The organism is Photobacterium sp. 53610, assembly GCF_036409375.1.
Classification (GTDB): domain Bacteria; phylum Pseudomonadota; class Gammaproteobacteria; order Enterobacterales; family Vibrionaceae; genus Photobacterium.
The window spans coordinates 1-17,211 of sequence record NZ_JAXOFS010000006.1; the positions used below are offsets into that span (position 1 = coordinate 1).

The window sequence follows — 17,211 nt, forward strand, 5'->3', positions numbered from 1 at the left end:
TCCGCTCCGCCAACACACGAAACCCGATGCGAAAGCGTCGGGTTTTTTGTATCTGGCGTTTGATGAAAAGTGCTGCGCACTTTGGTCGCGGGCCGGATTGCCGGACTATCGAGTTTTGCCCGCCCGGCGAACATAGGATGCTTCAGCCGAATTTCTGGAGCTTTTTGCTGAGACAGAGAATGATATCTGCCCTCCGGCTGGAAAATTCGCGGCTGTGTTCTGTAGACAAATAAAAAAGCCCCGGCTTGCTGGCCGGGGCTTTTTTGTCAGAGAGCACGTGATCATCTGCTCACGTGCTGCAAGCTGTATCTAGAGGCATTAAAGTTTGAATCGTCTTACCAGCTTATCCATCTGATCAGAGAGTTCTTGTAACTGATCACTGGAAACATTGAGCTGGTTCGCGATATCAGCCGTTTCAGCAGTTAAATGGTTGATATCTTCAATATTGCGGTTGATTTCCTGCACGACAGATGACTGCTCTTCAGTCGCAGTAGCGACCTGAATGTTCTGAGAGCTGATCTGGTCAATATACGACACAATCTGAATCAGAGACTCGGTTGCAAGGTTGGCTTTGTCAGCGACGGTCGCACCCTGTTCACGTCCCTGAGAGATGGCGTCAACTGCTTTGGTTGATTCGCTTTGCAGGCGGTTGATAACATCCTGAATTTCTTCTGTCGAGTTTGCTGAACGAGATGCCAGATTTCTGACCTCATCGGCAACAACAGCAAAACCACGACCCTGTTCACCGGCACGAGCCGCTTCAATGGCAGCATTCAGAGCCAGCAGGTTGGTTTGTTCTGAGATGCTGCGGATGGTATCCAGAATGACACTGATATCTGTCACCTGTCTTGCCAGCGCTTCAATCACACCGGTTGTGTCACCCAAGTCATTGCTGAGCTCATGCATTTTTTCTCTGGCATGCTCGACAACATTGGTACCATCCTGAGCCTGTGTAGTGGCTTCTTTTGCAATATGTGCAGCTTGCGCAGCGTTATTCGCAATTTCATTCACAGTTGCGCCAAGTTCGTTGATGGCGGTTGCAACCTGAATGGTTCTGTCACGTTGTGTCACGCAGTTGTTCTGAGTGGTTTGTGCCGTGGTGGCAACGGACTGAGCTGTCAGTGCCAGGTTTCGGGAGCTCTGCGCGACTTCTTCAACAGAATGATGAATCTTGGCAAAGAAGTTATTCAGTGTATCGCTGATCGCCGTTAATTCATCTTTGCCGCCGAGATCAATACGAGTATTGAGCGACATATTCTTTTCTGCCGTTTGAATCGTCTTCTGCAAAGTCGATACTCGGGTTCTCAGATTCTGAATGATGATGAAAGAAATGAAAAATGAGATCGTGAGCGCAATAATAATTAATAAAACCAGATTGCGTTGCCCATCTTCAAAACTTTGCTGTGCTTCTTCATTTAAGTTTTGAGCCTGAACAAGCAGCGTATCCAGAATTTCATGTGCCTGTTTGCGCATCACGCCGTAAGAAACGGCATATTTACGGTAATAGCGATAAGCTTCTGATGTATTTCCAACTTCGAGCGCATTCAGCATCGGGTTTAATTCCGTCTGAATCATGGTTTCGAAGTTTCGTTGCAGCGATTCGGCTGCTTTTTTCAGTTCTGGCTTCACCTGTGCAGCAACAGACTGTTCCATCGCGGCACGCATCTCCGGGATATCTTCATCACGGGTTTCTTTAATGCGCTTGAGAACACCTTTCTGATCCTTTAAACCGTCAATTTCCTGGAACAGCATCATGTCGATGCCTACCCGCATGCGAGGGATTCGTGAGGCGGCTTCTGCCATGGCTCGCATAGGCGTGGCAGTGTTCAAATATAGGCGTTCTGAACGTTCACCAATCTGAGACATACTCAGGTGACTTAAAATACCTACAAGCAATAAAATGATGCAGGGGAGTAATACCGACAGAATTAATTTGGTTCTTAATGTTAATGTGTTGATAAACATAACTTTCTCTTTTTAATATTTATGGGGCCGCTGCAATCATCAGTATTGAATGTTCAATGAATAAGCATACCTTTTGAGCTGGTTGTTATACCCTCATCCTTCCCAGCCCGGCGAAGTAAAACATTTTCCTGTTTAGATGATGCGTCTGCTTTGTCCTGTATGAGTAAATCTGATGATAGTATTTATCATTTTTTATATTTTAATTATCTGGAATTGTTTTAAAAGATCAGTTGATTGTTACAAATAAGTAAAACATGCCGTGTTGCCAATGAATGATTTAATATTTTTATCATTTCTTCATTTCACTTGATATGCTCCAAATGTTTTATTACTCGGGGATAGATTATTTTTTATTTAAAAATAATGAAAAGTTGGCTGAAGATAACAAATTAAGATGTGTGCCGGTTTGGCTTGTCCCAGAGATGACTTGTACTCAGATTCGCGACTGCGTCTGTCAGGGATGAAAAAGTTGAGCCCGACAGGAATGTTTGTATCGACTGTTTACTTACCAATGAATGCCTGTTTTTCACTGGTGTATCCGAGACGCCAAACACGGTGTGTGCATACAACTTTCCCTTGTGGTTGCTTCCAACCTGAGAGACGCATTCGCGTTGAATGTCTGAGAATTCAACAGACATTGGACGACAGGGCCCACCTTGCGGCAGCATTCAACATTCCGATACAAAAAAGCCGTCCTTCTCAGGACGGCAAAGAACGTGCTGACAACAATTGCGATGTCGGGGTCTCCAGCAGAGTGGACAGCTGGGGGCTAGGTTATCCCGGCAAAGCCTGGAATCGGACAACAGCCGCATCCTAATGCGATGACGACTCGGCAAAACCTCATCAACACTAAAGTTTAAATTCTGTTTGCGCTGCCGCAGACTCGAATTTTGTCTTCTACGATGGCCCGCATTGCATCCATACCCGGGACGAGATACTGTCGCGGATCGTTAGCATCCGGATGCTGGTTCAGGTATTGCTTCATCGCGTCAGAGAAGGCAATTTTCAGTTCTGTCGCCACATTAACTTTACAAACCCCTAATTCGATACATTTCCGGACATCGGAATCGGGGATGCCGGATGCGCCATGCAACACCAGCGGAATATCGACACATTCCCGGATGGCAGCCAGACGAGCAAAATCCAGTTTTGGCTCAGATTTGTATAAGCCGTGGGCCGTACCAATCGCGACGGCCAGAGAGTCAATCCCTGTGCGTATTGCAAATTCTCTTGCAGAGGCAGGATCGGTGAGTTGAGCGTCGGCTTCATCAATAATCAAGTCGTCTTCCTGGCCGCCCAAGAGTCCCAGTTCTGCTTCTACACTCACGCCAAGTTTGTGGCAGAAATCCACCACAGATTTCACTCGTGCAATATTTTCTTCGAACGGGTAGTGTGAGGCATCAATCATGGCAGAGCGGATTCCTGCCTCAACTTTGGTGCGGATATCTGCGTTATCTTCGTGATGATCCAGATGCATCACCAAGGGCAGCAGATGCTTTTTCGCAGCAGACTTGCAGATAGAGATCAGGTACTCCACTCCGGCATGTTTATATGTACCGGGGGTTCCTGCCAGAATGACAGGCGAGCGAAATTGGGCTGCGGTTTCGACGACCACCTGAACGGTTTCCAGGTTATGGATATTAAATGCGGGCACAGCGTAGCCATGGCGTTGGGCATCTTGCAGCATTTCATGAGAAGAAATCAGGTACATAAAGCAAGCTCCTTGCGGCAGGGCTGACTACCGCGTGATTTGAAAAAGAAAGACCAGTTGAAATTCATTTATTGAGTGCGCGGTGATTGCGGCGATGCCGTCCAGACCTGACGGCCATTGACCCAGGTTGACATCACCTGATAGTTACTGCTGAGGGCGACAAAACTGGCAGATTTGCCGGTTGCGATACTGCCGAGACGTTTGTCGATGCCCAGCAGACGGGCCGGAATCAGGGAAGCCATTTCGATGGCTTTTTCCAGAGGTTGCCCCACTTCATTCACCATGGTTTTGATGGCCCCGATAAGAGATAAAGTACTGCCGGCCAGACCACCAGCGGCAGTCCGGACCACCCCGTTCTCCATGGTGACTTGCATCTCGCCCAGTTGATATTTTCCGTCCGGCATGCCCGCGGCTCGCATGGCGTCACTGATTAACACCAGGCGATCCGGGGCGCATCGGCAGCAAATGTTCATCACGGCCGGGTGTACATGGTGGCCGTCGGCGATCAGTTCGATGGCTGCTGTGTCATGGCTCAGCCCGGCTCCGGCAGTTCCGGGTTCGCGGTGATGTACTCCTTTCATACCGTTGAAGCAGTGCACCAGACCATCGGCACCGGCATCGAGTGCCGCGCGGGTGGTGTCGTAATCTGCATTTGTATGGCCAAGCATCACGTTGATACCTCTGGCTTTCAGGTAACGAATCGCTGACAGTGCACCAGGATTTTCCGGAGCCAGTGCAACCACTCTTAAACTGCCTTTGCTCAGGGTAATCAGGTGATCTAATTCATCCGGCGTTGGATCACGGAACAGTGATTCCGGATGTGCCCCTTTGTTTTCGGGGGTGAAATATGGCCCTTCCAGATAACTGCCCAGTAATTCGGCACCACCGACACCTTGTGCCTGAGACCGTACAACCTGACGAAGTGCTGCTTCAATGTCTGTCATGGGGGCTGTGATTGTCGTTGCCAGAAAAGCGCCGATCCCCTGACTGGCCAGATACTGTGAAAGCGTGTCCAGTGCCTCGTGGCTGGCATCCATCACATCCACGCCGGCACCACCATGAACGTGAGTGTCGATCAGGGCGGGGATCAGGATTTCCGCATCCCATTCAATAGAATCTTCCGCTGAAGCGATTGGCTCGATCGCTGTAATTCGGCCTTGTGCAACATAAACCGCGGTATGTTCCAGCCAGCCTGATTCAGTCAGCAGGCGGCGTGCGCGGATTGGCTGTGCGGTTATCATCTTAAATGCCCTCATTGGCACATTCGGCGCGAGACCTGTTCGCCAGCTCATCTGCCAGACTGGTCATGCCGCGATGGCCGCATTCCAGTGCCTGAACTCTGAATTCTGCCGGAGTAAGTTCATCCCGTTCCAACATCATTTCGAGGATCATCTGTAGGTTCGCGCCTGTAACGACTTCAGCATCGTTTCGCGCCATGACCAGTGTGGATGCGATCCGAAAAGGACTGCCACCCAGCAGATCAGTGATAAACACAATGCCGTCACCGGTATCCACCTGCTCCAGTGCCGCTTTAAATTGTTGTTCCAGTAATTGGGTGGTGGACTCTGGCGGAAAATCGATAGCGATCACTTGCTCCTGTTCGCCTAAAACCTGCAGCATGGCGGCTTCCATACCGCTGGCAAATGCCCCGTGGCCACTCATAATCACACCTAACATAACGACTTCTCTCCGTTGCAAAGGGATGGGCCGCTCAGGCGGCCCTGTTTTTACTCGGGTTTACAGAAATCCGGCAAATTTTCCGGTAATACCCAGGACGACAGTGATGATGATCAGACGGATCGGACTCCAGCCGCGTTTCACCAGTGCGTACATTGCCAGGGTGTACATCAGTGGCAGGAATGCTGGCATCAGCTTGTCAATCACGCCTTCCTGAACCTTAACCACCGCATCACCGGCAGTAATTTCAAGCGTGGTGCCCAGACGGACATAAGTTGCGACCAGCGCACCAATTACGGTCATCCCCACGATGGATGCGGCGTGGCTGACTTTTTTGGTGTTGGCTTTAATCAGCGGAATTGCAGCAACCCCCATGCGATAGGCATAATGCGCCAAGCCGAATCTCAGGCCGAAGTGGACGATGTTAAACAGCAGGAAGAAGACCACTGCGCCCAATATTGATCCTTGCAGGGCGAGGTCGGCACCAATCCCACCGCAGATAGGCAGCAGAGTGAGCCAGAACATGGCATCTCCGATCCCGCCCAGCGGTGCACCAACGGCAATTTTGGTGTTCTGGATACTGCTGACGTTCTGCTTGGAACGCTCCATCGCCAGCACAATTCCCATGACAAAAGTCACCAGAAATGGGTGAGTATTGAAAAATCCCATGTGACCTTTCATCGATTTGGCCAGATCGGCTTTATTGGTGTGGATCTTTTTCAGTCCCGGAAGCAAACCGTAGAGCCAGCCGGAGGCTTGCATGCGTTCAAAGTTAAAAGATGCCTGCAAGAGCAGTGAACGCCATGCCATTTTGTTAATGTCAGATTTCGTCAGTTCAGCACCGATGGTTTTGTCCTGATATTCATCTGCCACGGCTTCCTGTATTTGGTTCAGGTCAATATTTTTGTTAGATCCCATCTTCCAGTTCCTCTTGTTGTCCCTGTGCAGGCTCGCTTTTACGCATAAAATCAATCAGTGCCATCGCCAGTGCCGCAGCGGCAATCGCCAGAACCGGCAGTTCAAGCCAGGCTGCGCCGACAAATCCAAGAATGAAGTAAGGAATGTAGGCATTTTTCATCATGATTTTCATCAGAACCGCAAAACCGATGGCTGGCATGATGCCCCCAGCAACCCCTAAGCCATCAATCAGAGTTTTCGGCAGGGCTTCAACAGCAACCTTTGCGTGTTCTGCGCCTAAATAGATAGGCAGAAATGCCCACAGGAAGTAAAAGGTTCCCAGCACGGCCAGTGCAAAGTAGTTCACCCTTTCGATGCCCTGCGTATCTGCGTTCTCGGCCATTTGGTCGCATTTGGACATCACTGGTGACATGGCTGAGAACAGGAAGGTGATTCCCATTTGCACCGCAACCGCAAATGGCACTGCGACTCCGACAGCCACTTCGGCTTCCACACCAGAGGAGATGGCAAATGCCGCACCAACAATGGTGCCGATGATGACGTTTGGTGGCTGAGCACCAGCCAGCGGAGCCAGTCCCATCCAGACCAGTTCAAGGGTACCGCCCACCAGAATACCGGTTTGCAGATCTCCGAGAATCAGGCCTACCAGCGGCCCCAGGACCACAGGCCGGTGAAAATGGGTTAACCCATTGAAGAGATCCAGTCCGGCGAAAAATGCCAGGATCCCCAGCATCAACGCTTGTATCAATCCTATTTCCATCTTTCAGTTCCTTTTTATTTCTGCAGGGTCTTGCTAAAGCAGGGTGAAAATGTCAGTGGCTGGCTCTGTCGGAACCCCCTGTACTGTGCAGGTCACCCCGAGGTTTTTCAGTGCGTAAAAGCTTTGAATGTCTTTGTCATCGACAGAGACCGTTTTGTGGATCTGATTCTTTCCCTCGATGAAGTGCATATTGCCAACATTCAATTGGCTGATAGGTACGCCGCCTTCGACCAATGTGAGAAAGTCGGTTGGATTTTTCGCCACAATCAGAATCTTTTGCCGGTCAGCTGCTTTGTGAATGGTGTCGATCACTTTTTGCAGCGTCCAAAAGCGGATGCCGATTCCGTCTGCAATGACCATCTCCATGAGACTTTGCTGGAGTTCATTCCCGGCAACATCATCATTCGCAACAATGATCAGGTTGGCGTCGGTAAATCCGGCCCATTGCACACCGACCTGACCGTGTACCAGGCGCTCATCAATTCGGCTCAACACAATATTTGGCATCTTTAGTTCCTTCTAAATGAGTTTTGATATGGATAGATAGTGACTCCCTGAACCACACGGTTCACTTCACCGCTCGGACACGGGTTGTCCGGGCTGATCGTCATGTTGACCGCGCGGCTGAATGCATAGATTTGAGCCACCAGCAGATAGGGAAAGCACAGGGCTGCATCATTCGCATGGAGTGTGGCGGGGAGAAACAGGTGTTCACCCTGGCTGATCACGGGGTCGGGCTGGTCGGCGATGGCGATGACCCGACGCGCCTGTCCGTCGTTACGCAATTCTGTGAGCAAATCTAAATCGTAGCGGCGGGTGTACGGGTCATTGGAGATGAACACCATCACCAGACTGGAATCGTCGATGACCGATTTTGGCCCGTGGCGAAAACCGACTGGGGAATCGAAACTGACCAGAAGCTTTCCTGCCGTCAGTTCCAGCAATTTCAAAGCAGATTCCTGAGCGATACCCTGTAAACTCCCGCTGCCCAGATAAATCACACGCTGGCAAGGGTCATCGGCCAGCCCGCAGATAAAGTCCAATTGCTCCGTCAGCATGCGATCGCAAACATCAGCCACAGGCGCAAAGGATTCGGGAGTGAACTGATCCGGATGAAACACCGCCAGTGAAGCCAGCATCATGTTGGTCAGGCTGCTGGTCATCGCAAAACTGCGGTCATTGGTTTCCTCTGGCATCAGCAGTGCCAGCGTGTGGTCATCGGTCAGGCTGCGCTGATACAGAGCGCCTTCCTGATTACAGGTAATTACCAAGTGAAAGCAGTGGGGGAGTAACTGACTGGCGAGCTCGACTGCCGCCACGCTCTCCGGGCTGCAACCCGAGCGAGCAAAAGATACCAGCAGAGTCGGACAAGGCTCTGCAAAATACTCATTGGGATCCGTTACGATGTCGGTAGTTGCAATGGCTTCAAAACGGCGGCGGGTCTGACCTGACAGATAAGGGGCCAGAGCGCGACCGGCAAAAGCAGAGGTACCGGCCCCTGTCATGACGATACGCAGATCGGGCTGTCTCAGCAAAGGGGTCAGAAACGCGTTGATCTGCTCCCGCTGCCCGCTGACACTGGCCAGCGTTTTTTGCCAGCTTTGAGGCTGTTGGCTGATTTCGCGCGCGGTTGCTTCACCGCCAGCGGCTTGTAGTGCTTGTATTGAATGACCTAGATACATCGTTCTCTTCTCTTTAAGCAGCATACTGTTGGGGAGAACAGGCTGCGGCGTAGACCTCAGTGACCTGCATAATTTTGTCGAGGATCAGCTCGCGCGCCTGATTTGTCAGATGTCCTTCACGAATGCGTTGATACTGGACCGGGAAATACTGACTCAGCAGGGGCAGCGGTATCGGCATTTCGTTGAGATTGCTGAGTAATTTGTCCAAACCTTCGCCGACTTTTTCATCCGGCCAGTAATAACGGATCCGATCGGAATAGCTGTAGCTGCGCGCCAGGCGCTGAATGGCGGCATCACCCTGGTAGTAACCCTGCCAGTATTCCGGTTGAGCATGCATTGCCTGTTCCAGAACCTGACGCAAGCCAGAGCAATGGCGTGCCGCAACCAGCTCTTCTTCAACACAGGCCAGAGCAAACAAGGCTTCACGCAGAGCGAAGGTCAGTGCCGGACCGACTTTGAGAATGGCGAAGTGATCACGCACTAACTGGCGGTAAGCGTGTTCAGTCTGGTAATCCGTTGAATGTGCTTCAAAAATTAAATGGTCGTATTGTTCAACCATGTGACTGAGGGGCGCTGCTTTCTCTGGCTGATAGTCGATCACGCCTACGTGGTCGAATTCGACGCCGGGCTGTACGACCAGACCAATCACCCTGGACTGAACATGAGATAATCCGACGTTGGCAAAAGCTTCCCAATGTGCCTGAATGGTCCGCCGGGCAGCTTCGGGGGTTGTGACTGCCAGCTCATCCAGTGTTTCATGAGCTCCGCCGGGCACAGGAACTTCGGTGCCAATGACGTAAACGAGGTCGCTGTGGCCGAAGGTAGCGATACAGGTTTGTTCTGCGATGACTGCCAGCCGGGCGGCTCTGGCAGCAACCGTCTCATCAGTGAGTGGCACCGGATCATCTGCGCAGGACATACTGCAATCAAGGTGGATTTTTTTAAATCCTGCTGCGACGTATGCTGCTATCTGCGCTTCTGCTTTGATCATGGCGCTGCTGCTATCTTCTTTCTGCCAGCGGTTTGGTCCGAGATGATCCCCCCCTAAGATCAGTTGGTGCCTGGGGAAATTGAGCCTTTGGGCGATCGAAAAAACAAACTCTTGAAAGTCTTCAGGTGTCATGCCGGTATAGCCGCCCGTTTGATCGACCTGGTTGGACGTTGCTTCAATCAGCAATACGGAGTTGTCTTTCAGGGCCTGACGAATAGCCGCTTCGATGACAAACGGGTGCGCCGAACAAACGGAATAGATACCGACGGCTTCACCACGCTTATGCTTTTTAATCAGATCCAGCAAAATATCCATGAGCCCGCTCCATCACGAGATTGATTGAAATTGATGTATCAATGAACCTTTCGATTCGTTTCGCAATAACCTACCCCTAAACAAAACGAAAGGAAATAAAAAGAAAATGAAATTATGATCTCACGCAAATTCAACATGAAACAGAATGAGAAAGGAATGGAAATAGCTTTTCTTTACTTTTGTTTCGATTGTTCGTGCGTTTTAACTTTGCATGCTGCATACCTGATAGACTTAATGAAAAGGAAACGAAAGAAAACAAAAGGTGCAATGCTTTCTTTTTAACCACTGAAGCCGTATACTCAAGCGCAATACTTGAACTAGTCGAGAAGACCATCACCATGAAAAGCACGAGCGAAAGGCGTGAACAGACTTTGGGTATGCTCAGGAAGCAAGGAAGTGTCCAGGTTGCTGAGCTTGCTGAACAGTTCAATGTGTCAACCGTTACGATTCGCAATGATCTTGCCTTTCTGGAAAAACAGGGAATGGCAACCCGCTCTTACGGCGGCGCTTTCCTGAATGAAAGTGAAGCTCCGTTACCAGAACATTCAATTGAAGACAAAAGGCAGCTCTATCGCAGTGTCAAAGATCTGATTGGTCAGGCAGCCGCTGCGATGGTGAATGATGGGGATACGATTATTCTCGATTCCGGAACTACAACGAACTGTATCGCTGCCCATCTGATACATCATGACAAAGTTATCGCCCTGACTAATGGCCTGAATGTTGCGAATACACTGGTGGATGCAGAGGGCGTGGAAGTGATTGTGCTGGGCGGGCATTTACGCCGTAAATCTATGTCTTTTTATGGCAGCCAGGCTGAGCATGCGCTGGATAACTACCATTTCAACAAGTTGTTTCTCGCGGTGGATGGGTTTGACCTGAATAAAGGCATTACAACTCACAATGAAAACGAAGCCCGGCTGAATCGCCGGATGTGCGAAGTTGCCGATGAAATTATTGTTGTGACGGATGCCAGTAAATTTGGTTGTATCAGCCTGCACAAAATTCTTGAACCCGGAAAAGTACACAAAGTCATCACCGATAAAGCGATTCCAGAGCGTTACCTCGACGGGTTGCGTAAAGCCGGAATCGAGGTGGTTCTGGTGGATGCCTGAAAACTGCTGACTGCAAGTCATTGAAATTGGTTTTCAATGCTGAATAACCCGGTGAAATGCAGAGCCGGAGACACTGCATTCAGAACGATGATATATATTTATCCTGTCCCCCTGAGCTACGGAAGTTACGGGGGATTGTTTTGATTGTCTCATTCGCGGTAACAATCCTTTTGATTTTTCAGGACTAATCATGCGGTTTGTTCTGTCATACCTTATTTCTCACAGGTTTTGATTGATAAACACGGAGAAGCAAATGAAAAACATCAAGGGTCTTACAGTATTCACGACACTGGTTCTTTTCGGTGGCGGAGCCGCAATTTCACCCCAAGCGGTCGCTGCTGAAACTTCAGTACGGATTCAGGCAACCAAAGGCAGCATTGCCCGTTATCAGGTTGGTGACGCACAAGTGATTGCGCTCAGCGATGGCAGTCTGCCATTGGATGTGCACCAATTGCTGAATGGTGCTTCTGAAGCGGAAATCAACTCCCGGCTGGCATATGCATTTCGCACAAACCCGCATGAAACTTCAATCAATGCCTATTTGGTCCTGACAGATGACCGGGTTGTGCTGATTGACACCGGTGCCGGTGAGCTGATGGGTGAATTTGGCGGCCGGTTGACCGACAGCCTTGCCCTTGCCGGATATACCCCGGATCAGGTGACGGATATTTTGATTACGCATCTTCATCTTGATCATGCGGGCGGCTTATCTGCCAAGGGGCACAGAGTATTTCAGAATGCTACAGTGCATGTCAGTCAGTCGGATATGGATCGGTTTCTGAACCCGGCCAATCTCAGCAAAGGTCTGGATAAAATTGATCTTGAGCGAAGCCAGAAGACTGTCGGGCTGTATGATTCGCAGGGCAAAGTCCGGCCTTTCTTGGGAGATTCCGTATTGTTTAACGGTATGGAAGCGGTGTCGACGGCCGGTCATACGCCTGGTCACAGCTTGTATCGATTTACCAGCGGTGGTGAAAGCATCGTGTTTATTGGCGATATGATTCACGTCGGGGCTGTACAGCTTCCCAAACCGGCAGTCACGATTCATTTCGATGTTGATCAGAATCAGGCCAGAGCACAACGACAAAAGCACTTTGTGCAACTGGCGAAAACACGTCAGCTGATTGCTGCCTCGCACTTAAATTTCCCGGGGGTAGGCTACTTAAGAACTGCATCTGAAGGGTATGAGTGGGTACCCGCCGCTTATAAAAACCGGGACTAAACCGATCAACTGTGAGCAAGTGATACTTGGGTATCCTTGCTCATCGCATTCGGAAGCCGGGTGATCAGGAAATCCAAAAATAGTCTGACTTTTGGCGGCAGCATGCGGGTATGGGGCAGCAAAGCATACAGAGAAAAGTCCGGGCCGGTCCAGTCGGGCAATACACGCTGAATCTGCCCGCTTTGGATGAATGGTTGCATGCGCATCGCAGAAAACAGACCGATTCCCTGACCGGACGTCAAATGATGGACGAGTAACTCCGGATCAGACGCAACCAGGTGCGGCTGAATAGGCGCCGCATACGTGGTGTCACCATTGGTCAGTGGCCATGCAAAGCCATCAGCGGATTTCATCAGGCTGGTTGCCAGCGCGCGATGCCGTATCAGATCTTCCGGATGTACCGGTTCACCAGCCTGCCCGAGATAACCGGGACTCGCATAAAGATGCATGGGTAAAGGGCAGCATTTTCTGGCAATCAACTGTGAATCCGGAAGTGGCCCACGCCAGATGCGAAAGGCGATATCCAGATCATCGGCCACCAGATCTTTGATGTCGTGGCTCATCACCACTTCCACCTGAATGTCCGGGTAGTGCTGCTGAAATTCACTGATAATCGGCGACAGCACATGGTGGCTGAGCCAGTAAGTCGCTGTCACCCGAAGCCACCCTTTGGGGGCCGATTGCATCAGTGTCACCGCTTCTTCAGCAGCCACCAGCCCTTTGGCGAGGTGTGCGCAGTGTTCAAAGTACAGCTTTCCGGCTTCTGTTAAGCCGAGCTTGCGCGTTGTGCGTTTCAGCAGTTGTGTACCGAGACGTTCTTCTAATTCTTTCACCTTCCGGCTGACCCGGGCTTTAGGGACATTCAGCGCCTTTGCCGCCGCAGTAAAACTGCCTTGTTGTACCACTTTGACAAATGCAAATGTATCGCTGAAATCCGGTAGCATCTTCTTTCCTTGTATAACGTCATGATTGGATTGAATTTATTGAATGTACTGATTATGAAGGAAAAACGATAGCTTTTACCTGCGATTGAACCGCAAAAGATGGATGTGAATACAGCTCTGGGAAAGCGGTGAATTGTTGTGATTGCCAATCCCGGTACATCACAGCTGATATTGCCACTAGGCAATAATGAAACCATCCAGCGTATCTTTGGCTGTGCTGCTCAATGAGCAAAAGCGGCGGACGCATCTGCGCTGATGGCTTCAGTAAGCCCTCACTTGGATGAGGGCTTTTTCTTTCCGGCATGATTCAGAGAACGGCGATGCACTGGTTCACGATAGGCTAAGCCTTGCCTTTCTGATTGTTTTCATTTTCAAGCGCTTTCCTGGTGATCTCCTGGTACAGGTGAATCATGCCCGCGGCCAGGGTTTGCCATTCGGGGTGGCGTTCCACAAGAGGCCTGATGCGCTGAGCATCATCCAGGACTTCTTTGAGAAACTGAATATCAAGCTCATTGAGGGTTTCGCCATCATCGACCCGCTTTTTCATGGCTAATGCTCTGGGTAAACGCTGGGATTCCATACGTTCAGCCAGTGCCTGTATAATCCCGGCCTCTTTCTCATTGTTATCCATAGAAGTACCTGTAAATCGACAGAACAGATGAGATGAGTGTAGTCACTGTTTTTGAGAAAGTGCATGCCGGACGAAGAAATGGCCGGTGGCAGATGGACGTTGAGATAATGACAGACGCTGAGTCGCTTTTATTTGGTAAGCTCTCTGTCAGTAAAGAAACGGGGATATATCATGAGTGAGCACGCTTTATCGCTGGTACTGGCATTGAATATTGAGTTGCCGGATCGTGATGCACAGATTAACGCGGCGGTGAAGGCGGCGGAGAAGCAGTTCCAGCCGTTGTTTTATGAACTGGCCTGGACAGATGATCCCCACATGACGATAGTGCCTGACTCGATGATGATCAAAGTCATTGCGATCGAGGGTGTAAAGGTCACTGTGACCGTGGACTTTCGCTGGTCTGTTTTTCAGGCTTGTTTGCTCACCGAGCATCTGACTGAAAACGAAGCGAAACTTCAGTTTGAACTGGTGGGGGATTCACTGGTGATGAATCAGGCTTTTCCACCGCGCTGGCGTTACGATATCTGATCGCAGACCCAATTTGCTCAGAACAGGCATCTTAAAAACAGACATCTTAAAAAACACGCCTCACAAGATGAATGACTTGCGGGGCGTGTTTGCTGTTGGGTGGGCCTTTATTCCATTACGGTTTCCGTTCCCGCTTTCTCGGTCTGCGGTTGTTTTTTCGGGGTGCGGAGCAGAAACACCAGCGGCACGGCAGCCAGAGTGACCCACATCATCAGCCGGAAATCCTGCAAGTAAGCCAGTAACGCTGCCTGCTTCGTCACTTCACCATTGATGGACATCAGTCCCTGTGGTGTCGACAGATTGTATATCCCGGCATCAACGGCCTGATTCAGGGCAAAGTTGAATGGTGTGATGTAATCGGCGAAGGCGGCATGATTGGCTTGTGTCTGCTGGGACAGGTAAGTGATCACCACCGAGATGCCAATACTACTGCCGATATTTCGCATCAGGCTGAAGAGGGCGGTCCCCTCACTACGGTATTTGGGCGCCAATGTTGCAAAAGTAATGGTCGAGAGAGGCACGAAAATAAAGCCCAGCCCCAGCCCCTGAATCACACCTGTGCGGACAATGTCCCAGCCACTGATATTGAGATCAAACAGCGTGGTTTCCCACAGCGACAGGGTGGTCAGCATCAGGCCAAGGAAAATTTTGTACCTGGGATCAACCCTGCCGGCAAGCTTGCCGACCGTGATCATCGCAATCATGGTGCCGACACCGCGCGGGGCCAGCAGATAGCCGACATCCAGGACCGGATAACCCAGTAAACTCTGCATGAAGGGCGGCAGCAGGGCCATGGTCGCAAGAAGAATGATGCCGATGATAAAGATAAACAGCAGTCCAATCCGGAAGTTACTGTCGCTGAATAATCCCGGTTCGATAAAGGGCGCTTTATGGGTGAACATATGCGCGATGAACAGGTAGAAACAGCTTCCGGTCAGAATGGCTTCGATGATCACTTCCGGACTGTCGAACCAGCCCTGTGATTCACCGCGGTCGAGCATCATCTGTAAGGCACCAATCGCCAGACTGAGAATGGCGAAGCCGAACAGGTCAAATTTCCGGGATTTGTCGATAGCCGTTTCTTTCACGTAAGCGGCAATCCCGAACCAGGCCAGCAGACCAAAGGGCAGATTGATGTAAAACACCCAGCGCCAGTTGTAGTATTCGGTCAGCCAGCCTCCCAGCGACGGACCGAGGATCGGCCCCACCATGACGCCAACGCCCCACATGGCCATTGCTGAACCATGCTGTTCGGTCGGATACGTATCCAGCAACACAGCTTGCGACAATGGGACCAGGCTGGCCCCGAACACGCCCTGGAGCAGACGGAACAGCACCAGTTGCTCCAGCGACTGTGCGGCACCGCAGAGCATTGAGCTGATGGTAAAACCGACGACCGACCACAGAAAAATACGCTTCTGACCCAGCTGGGCGCTCAGAAAACCGGTTAATGGCATACAGATGGCGGCAGCCACAATGTAGGAGGTCAGGACCCAGGAGATCTGATCCTGCGTTGCCCCCATTGCCCCCTGCATGTGCGGCAGGGCAACGTTGGCAATTGTGGTATCCAGCGCCTGCATAATGGTTGCCAGCATCACTGCAAGCGTGATGAACCCCCGGTTGGCAGGCTCAGCAGATGCTGTCTGGATGTGCTGACTCATAGAGACAGTCCGAGGAATTTACGGTGGTACTCGGTATCAATTTCAACCACTGTGCTCAGACCGGCACGCAGTGCAGGGGTGTCTGCATCCGGCGTGATGGAAATACGCACCGGAACGCGCTGGGCGATCTTGACCCAGTTCCCCGTCGCATTCTGTGCCGGGATCACCGAGAACTCTGCGCCAGTGGCTGGGCTGAGGCTGTCGACGGTACCGGTCCAGCGGGTGTCCGGGTAGGTATCTACATGGATGGTGACTTGCTGACCGGGTCTGACATGTGTCAGATCGGTTTCTGTAAAGTTGGCTTCAATCCAGGGAGAAGTACTGGCAACCAGCGACATGACGGTAACGCCAGGGTTCAGGTATTGCCCCGGTTTCGGCGGCTGGCCGACAATTCCGTCAACTGAAGCTTTGACCGTTGTACGCGCCAGATCCAGTGTGGCACGGTTTAACTGGGCGAGGGCTGCCATGTATTTCGGATGAGACTCGATCGGCGTCTCGAGACTGCCGCCCATGGTCTCTGCAATGCGCTTCAGATCCAGTGACAGGGTATTGATTTCCTGATTCGCGAGGTCAACTGACTGTTGTGCCAGATCGAAGTTGGACGTCGAAACATAGTTTTTCACCGCCAGATTTTTCTGCCGCTTCAGTTCTTTTTCAGCAAAAGCCAGCTTGGTTCGGGCCAGAGCAATTTCTGCCTGCTTTTCTTTGTAGCTGGCTTTCAGAGCAGCCAGATCCGTTCGGACCTGTGCCAGATCCGCCTTAGCTTTTGCGACCGACACTTCAAATGAAGCCGGATCAATGCGAAAAAGCGGCTGACCGGCAGTAACCGACTGGTTTTCTCTGACCAGGACCTGCAGCACCGGACCGGACACTTCAGCGCTCACCGGCACTTTGTCGGCTTTGACATACGCATTATCGGTCTCGACATACCGGCCACCTTTCAGATAGAGGACACTGCCGCCGAGCAGGGCAATGGCAGGTACGACAACAAGCAGCAGAAAGCGTTTTTTGGAACGTTTGGGTGGCGGGCTGAGTTGCTCTGTTTGGGAAATGTTGCTCATGGAAGTCTCCAACTTTCGGTCAATAGCGGG

The 17,211-nt window shown here is 51.0% G+C and carries 16 protein-coding genes; 3 read left to right on the plus strand and 13 right to left on the minus strand.

Annotated elements, in window-relative coordinates; translation table 11 throughout:
• Positions 1-318: 318 nt before the first annotated feature.
• The 9 genes from SPK40_RS15395 to kbaZ form a co-directional block, all read right to left on the minus strand.
• Positions 319-1,965 (minus strand): methyl-accepting chemotaxis protein, encoded by a 1,647-nt coding sequence (locus tag SPK40_RS15395; RefSeq protein ID WP_330961061.1) that lies wholly within the window; start codon positions 1,963-1,965, stop codon positions 319-321.
• An 856-nt stretch (positions 1,966-2,821) separates the two neighbouring features.
• Positions 2,822-3,676: a tagatose bisphosphate family class II aldolase gene (locus SPK40_RS15400; RefSeq protein WP_330961062.1), complete on the minus strand. Its 855-nt coding sequence runs from the start codon at positions 3,674-3,676 to the stop codon at positions 2,822-2,824.
• Between the two features lie 68 nt (positions 3,677-3,744).
• Positions 3,745-4,917: an N-acetylglucosamine-6-phosphate deacetylase gene (gene nagA, locus SPK40_RS15405; RefSeq protein WP_330961063.1), complete on the minus strand. Its 1,173-nt coding sequence runs from the start codon at positions 4,915-4,917 to the stop codon at positions 3,745-3,747.
• A gap of 1 nt (position 4,918) precedes the next feature.
• Positions 4,919-5,353, minus strand: a complete 435-nt coding sequence (gene agaF / locus SPK40_RS15410) for a PTS galactosamine/N-acetylgalactosamine transporter subunit IIA (RefSeq protein WP_330961064.1) — start codon at positions 5,351-5,353, stop codon at positions 4,919-4,921.
• Between the two features lie 60 nt (positions 5,354-5,413).
• Positions 5,414-6,271, minus strand: a complete 858-nt coding sequence (agaE, locus tag SPK40_RS15415) for a PTS N-acetylgalactosamine transporter subunit IID (protein ID WP_330961065.1) — start codon at positions 6,269-6,271, stop codon at positions 5,414-5,416.
• On the minus strand, positions 6,261-7,031 hold the full coding sequence (gene agaW, locus SPK40_RS15420; RefSeq protein WP_248142768.1) for a PTS N-acetylgalactosamine transporter subunit IIC: 771 nt from the start codon (positions 7,029-7,031) through the stop codon (positions 6,261-6,263). Before agaW ends, agaE begins: the two co-directional genes overlap by 11 nt.
• A gap of 33 nt (positions 7,032-7,064) precedes the next feature.
• On the minus strand, positions 7,065-7,538 hold the full coding sequence (agaV, locus tag SPK40_RS15425; RefSeq protein WP_248142767.1) for a PTS N-acetylgalactosamine transporter subunit IIB: 474 nt from the start codon (positions 7,536-7,538) through the stop codon (positions 7,065-7,067).
• A gap of 2 nt (positions 7,539-7,540) precedes the next feature.
• Positions 7,541-8,713, minus strand: coding sequence for an SIS domain-containing protein (locus SPK40_RS15430; RefSeq protein WP_330961066.1), 1,173 nt, complete (start codon positions 8,711-8,713; stop codon positions 7,541-7,543).
• A gap of 13 nt (positions 8,714-8,726) precedes the next feature.
• The gene (gene kbaZ, locus SPK40_RS15435; RefSeq protein WP_248142765.1) at positions 8,727-10,019 is read right to left on the minus strand and encodes a tagatose-bisphosphate aldolase subunit KbaZ; all 1,293 of its coding nucleotides are present in this window, start codon (positions 10,017-10,019) and stop codon (positions 8,727-8,729) included.
• A 338-nt stretch (positions 10,020-10,357) separates the two neighbouring features.
• Here kbaZ and agaR point away from each other — a divergent pair, with 338 nt between their 5' ends.
• Entirely contained in the window at positions 10,358-11,134 is a 777-nt protein-coding gene (agaR, locus tag SPK40_RS15440; RefSeq protein ID WP_248142764.1) for a transcriptional repressor AgaR, read from the plus strand.
• Between the two features lie 253 nt (positions 11,135-11,387).
• Entirely contained in the window at positions 11,388-12,356 is a 969-nt protein-coding gene (locus SPK40_RS15445; RefSeq protein WP_330961067.1) for an MBL fold metallo-hydrolase, read from the plus strand.
• Positions 12,357-12,361: 5 nt separating this feature from the next.
• Here SPK40_RS15445 and SPK40_RS15450 read toward each other — a convergent pair whose 3' ends face one another.
• Both SPK40_RS15450 and SPK40_RS15455 read right to left on the minus strand, forming a co-directional pair.
• Entirely contained in the window at positions 12,362-13,300 is a 939-nt protein-coding gene (locus SPK40_RS15450; RefSeq protein WP_330961068.1) for a LysR family transcriptional regulator, read from the minus strand.
• 340 nt (positions 13,301-13,640) lie between these two features.
• Complete coding sequence (locus SPK40_RS15455) at positions 13,641-13,931, minus strand: hypothetical protein (protein WP_248142759.1); 291 nt, start codon at positions 13,929-13,931, stop codon at positions 13,641-13,643.
• Between the two features lie 171 nt (positions 13,932-14,102).
• Between SPK40_RS15455 and SPK40_RS15460 the strand changes: the two genes are divergently transcribed.
• Positions 14,103-14,459: a hypothetical protein gene (locus tag SPK40_RS15460; RefSeq protein ID WP_330961069.1), complete on the plus strand. Its 357-nt coding sequence runs from the start codon at positions 14,103-14,105 to the stop codon at positions 14,457-14,459.
• Between the two features lie 107 nt (positions 14,460-14,566).
• On the opposite strand, the gene SPK40_RS15465 is transcribed toward SPK40_RS15460, so the two are convergent.
• The gene (locus tag SPK40_RS15465) at positions 14,567-16,120 is read right to left on the minus strand and encodes a DHA2 family efflux MFS transporter permease subunit (protein WP_248142757.1); all 1,554 of its coding nucleotides are present in this window, start codon (positions 16,118-16,120) and stop codon (positions 14,567-14,569) included.
• Positions 16,117-17,181, minus strand: coding sequence for an HlyD family secretion protein (locus tag SPK40_RS15470; protein WP_248142756.1), 1,065 nt, complete (start codon positions 17,179-17,181; stop codon positions 16,117-16,119). Before SPK40_RS15470 ends, SPK40_RS15465 begins: the two co-directional genes overlap by 4 nt.
• Between the last annotated feature and the right edge of the window lie 30 nt (positions 17,182-17,211).

Bases quoted from the DNA above. Each gene is read 5' to 3' on its own strand.
- SPK40_RS15470 (WP_248142756.1), bottom strand. From the start codon at position 17,181: ATGAGCAACATTTCCCAAACAGAGCAACTCAGCCCGCCACCCAAACGT.
- SPK40_RS15400 (WP_330961062.1), bottom strand. From the start codon at position 3,676: ATGTACCTGATTTCTTCTCATGAAATGCTGCAAGATGCCCAACGCCAT.
- agaW (WP_248142768.1), bottom strand. From the start codon at position 7,031: ATGGAAATAGGATTGATACAAGCGTTGATGCTGGGGATCCTGGCATTT.
- SPK40_RS15395 (WP_330961061.1), bottom strand. From the start codon at position 1,965: ATGTTTATCAACACATTAACATTAAGAACCAAATTAATTCTGTCGGTA.
- SPK40_RS15465 (WP_248142757.1), bottom strand. From the start codon at position 16,120: ATGAGTCAGCACATCCAGACAGCATCTGCTGAGCCTGCCAACCGGGGG.
- SPK40_RS15430 (WP_330961066.1), bottom strand. From the start codon at position 8,713: ATGTATCTAGGTCATTCAATACAAGCACTACAAGCCGCTGGCGGTGAA.
- SPK40_RS15445 (WP_330961067.1), top strand. From the start codon at position 11,388: ATGAAAAACATCAAGGGTCTTACAGTATTCACGACACTGGTTCTTTTC.
- agaE (WP_330961065.1), bottom strand. From the start codon at position 6,271: ATGGGATCTAACAAAAATATTGACCTGAACCAAATACAGGAAGCCGTG.
- agaV (WP_248142767.1), bottom strand. From the start codon at position 7,538: ATGCCAAATATTGTGTTGAGCCGAATTGATGAGCGCCTGGTACACGGT.
- kbaZ (WP_248142765.1), bottom strand. From the start codon at position 10,019: ATGGATATTTTGCTGGATCTGATTAAAAAGCATAAGCGTGGTGAAGCC.
- SPK40_RS15460 (WP_330961069.1), top strand. From the start codon at position 14,103: ATGAGTGAGCACGCTTTATCGCTGGTACTGGCATTGAATATTGAGTTG.
- nagA (WP_330961063.1), bottom strand. From the start codon at position 4,917: ATGATAACCGCACAGCCAATCCGCGCACGCCGCCTGCTGACTGAATCA.
- agaF (WP_330961064.1), bottom strand. From the start codon at position 5,353: ATGTTAGGTGTGATTATGAGTGGCCACGGGGCATTTGCCAGCGGTATG.
- agaR (WP_248142764.1), top strand. From the start codon at position 10,358: ATGAAAAGCACGAGCGAAAGGCGTGAACAGACTTTGGGTATGCTCAGG.
- SPK40_RS15450 (WP_330961068.1), bottom strand. From the start codon at position 13,300: ATGCTACCGGATTTCAGCGATACATTTGCATTTGTCAAAGTGGTACAA.
- SPK40_RS15455 (WP_248142759.1), bottom strand. From the start codon at position 13,931: ATGGATAACAATGAGAAAGAGGCCGGGATTATACAGGCACTGGCTGAA.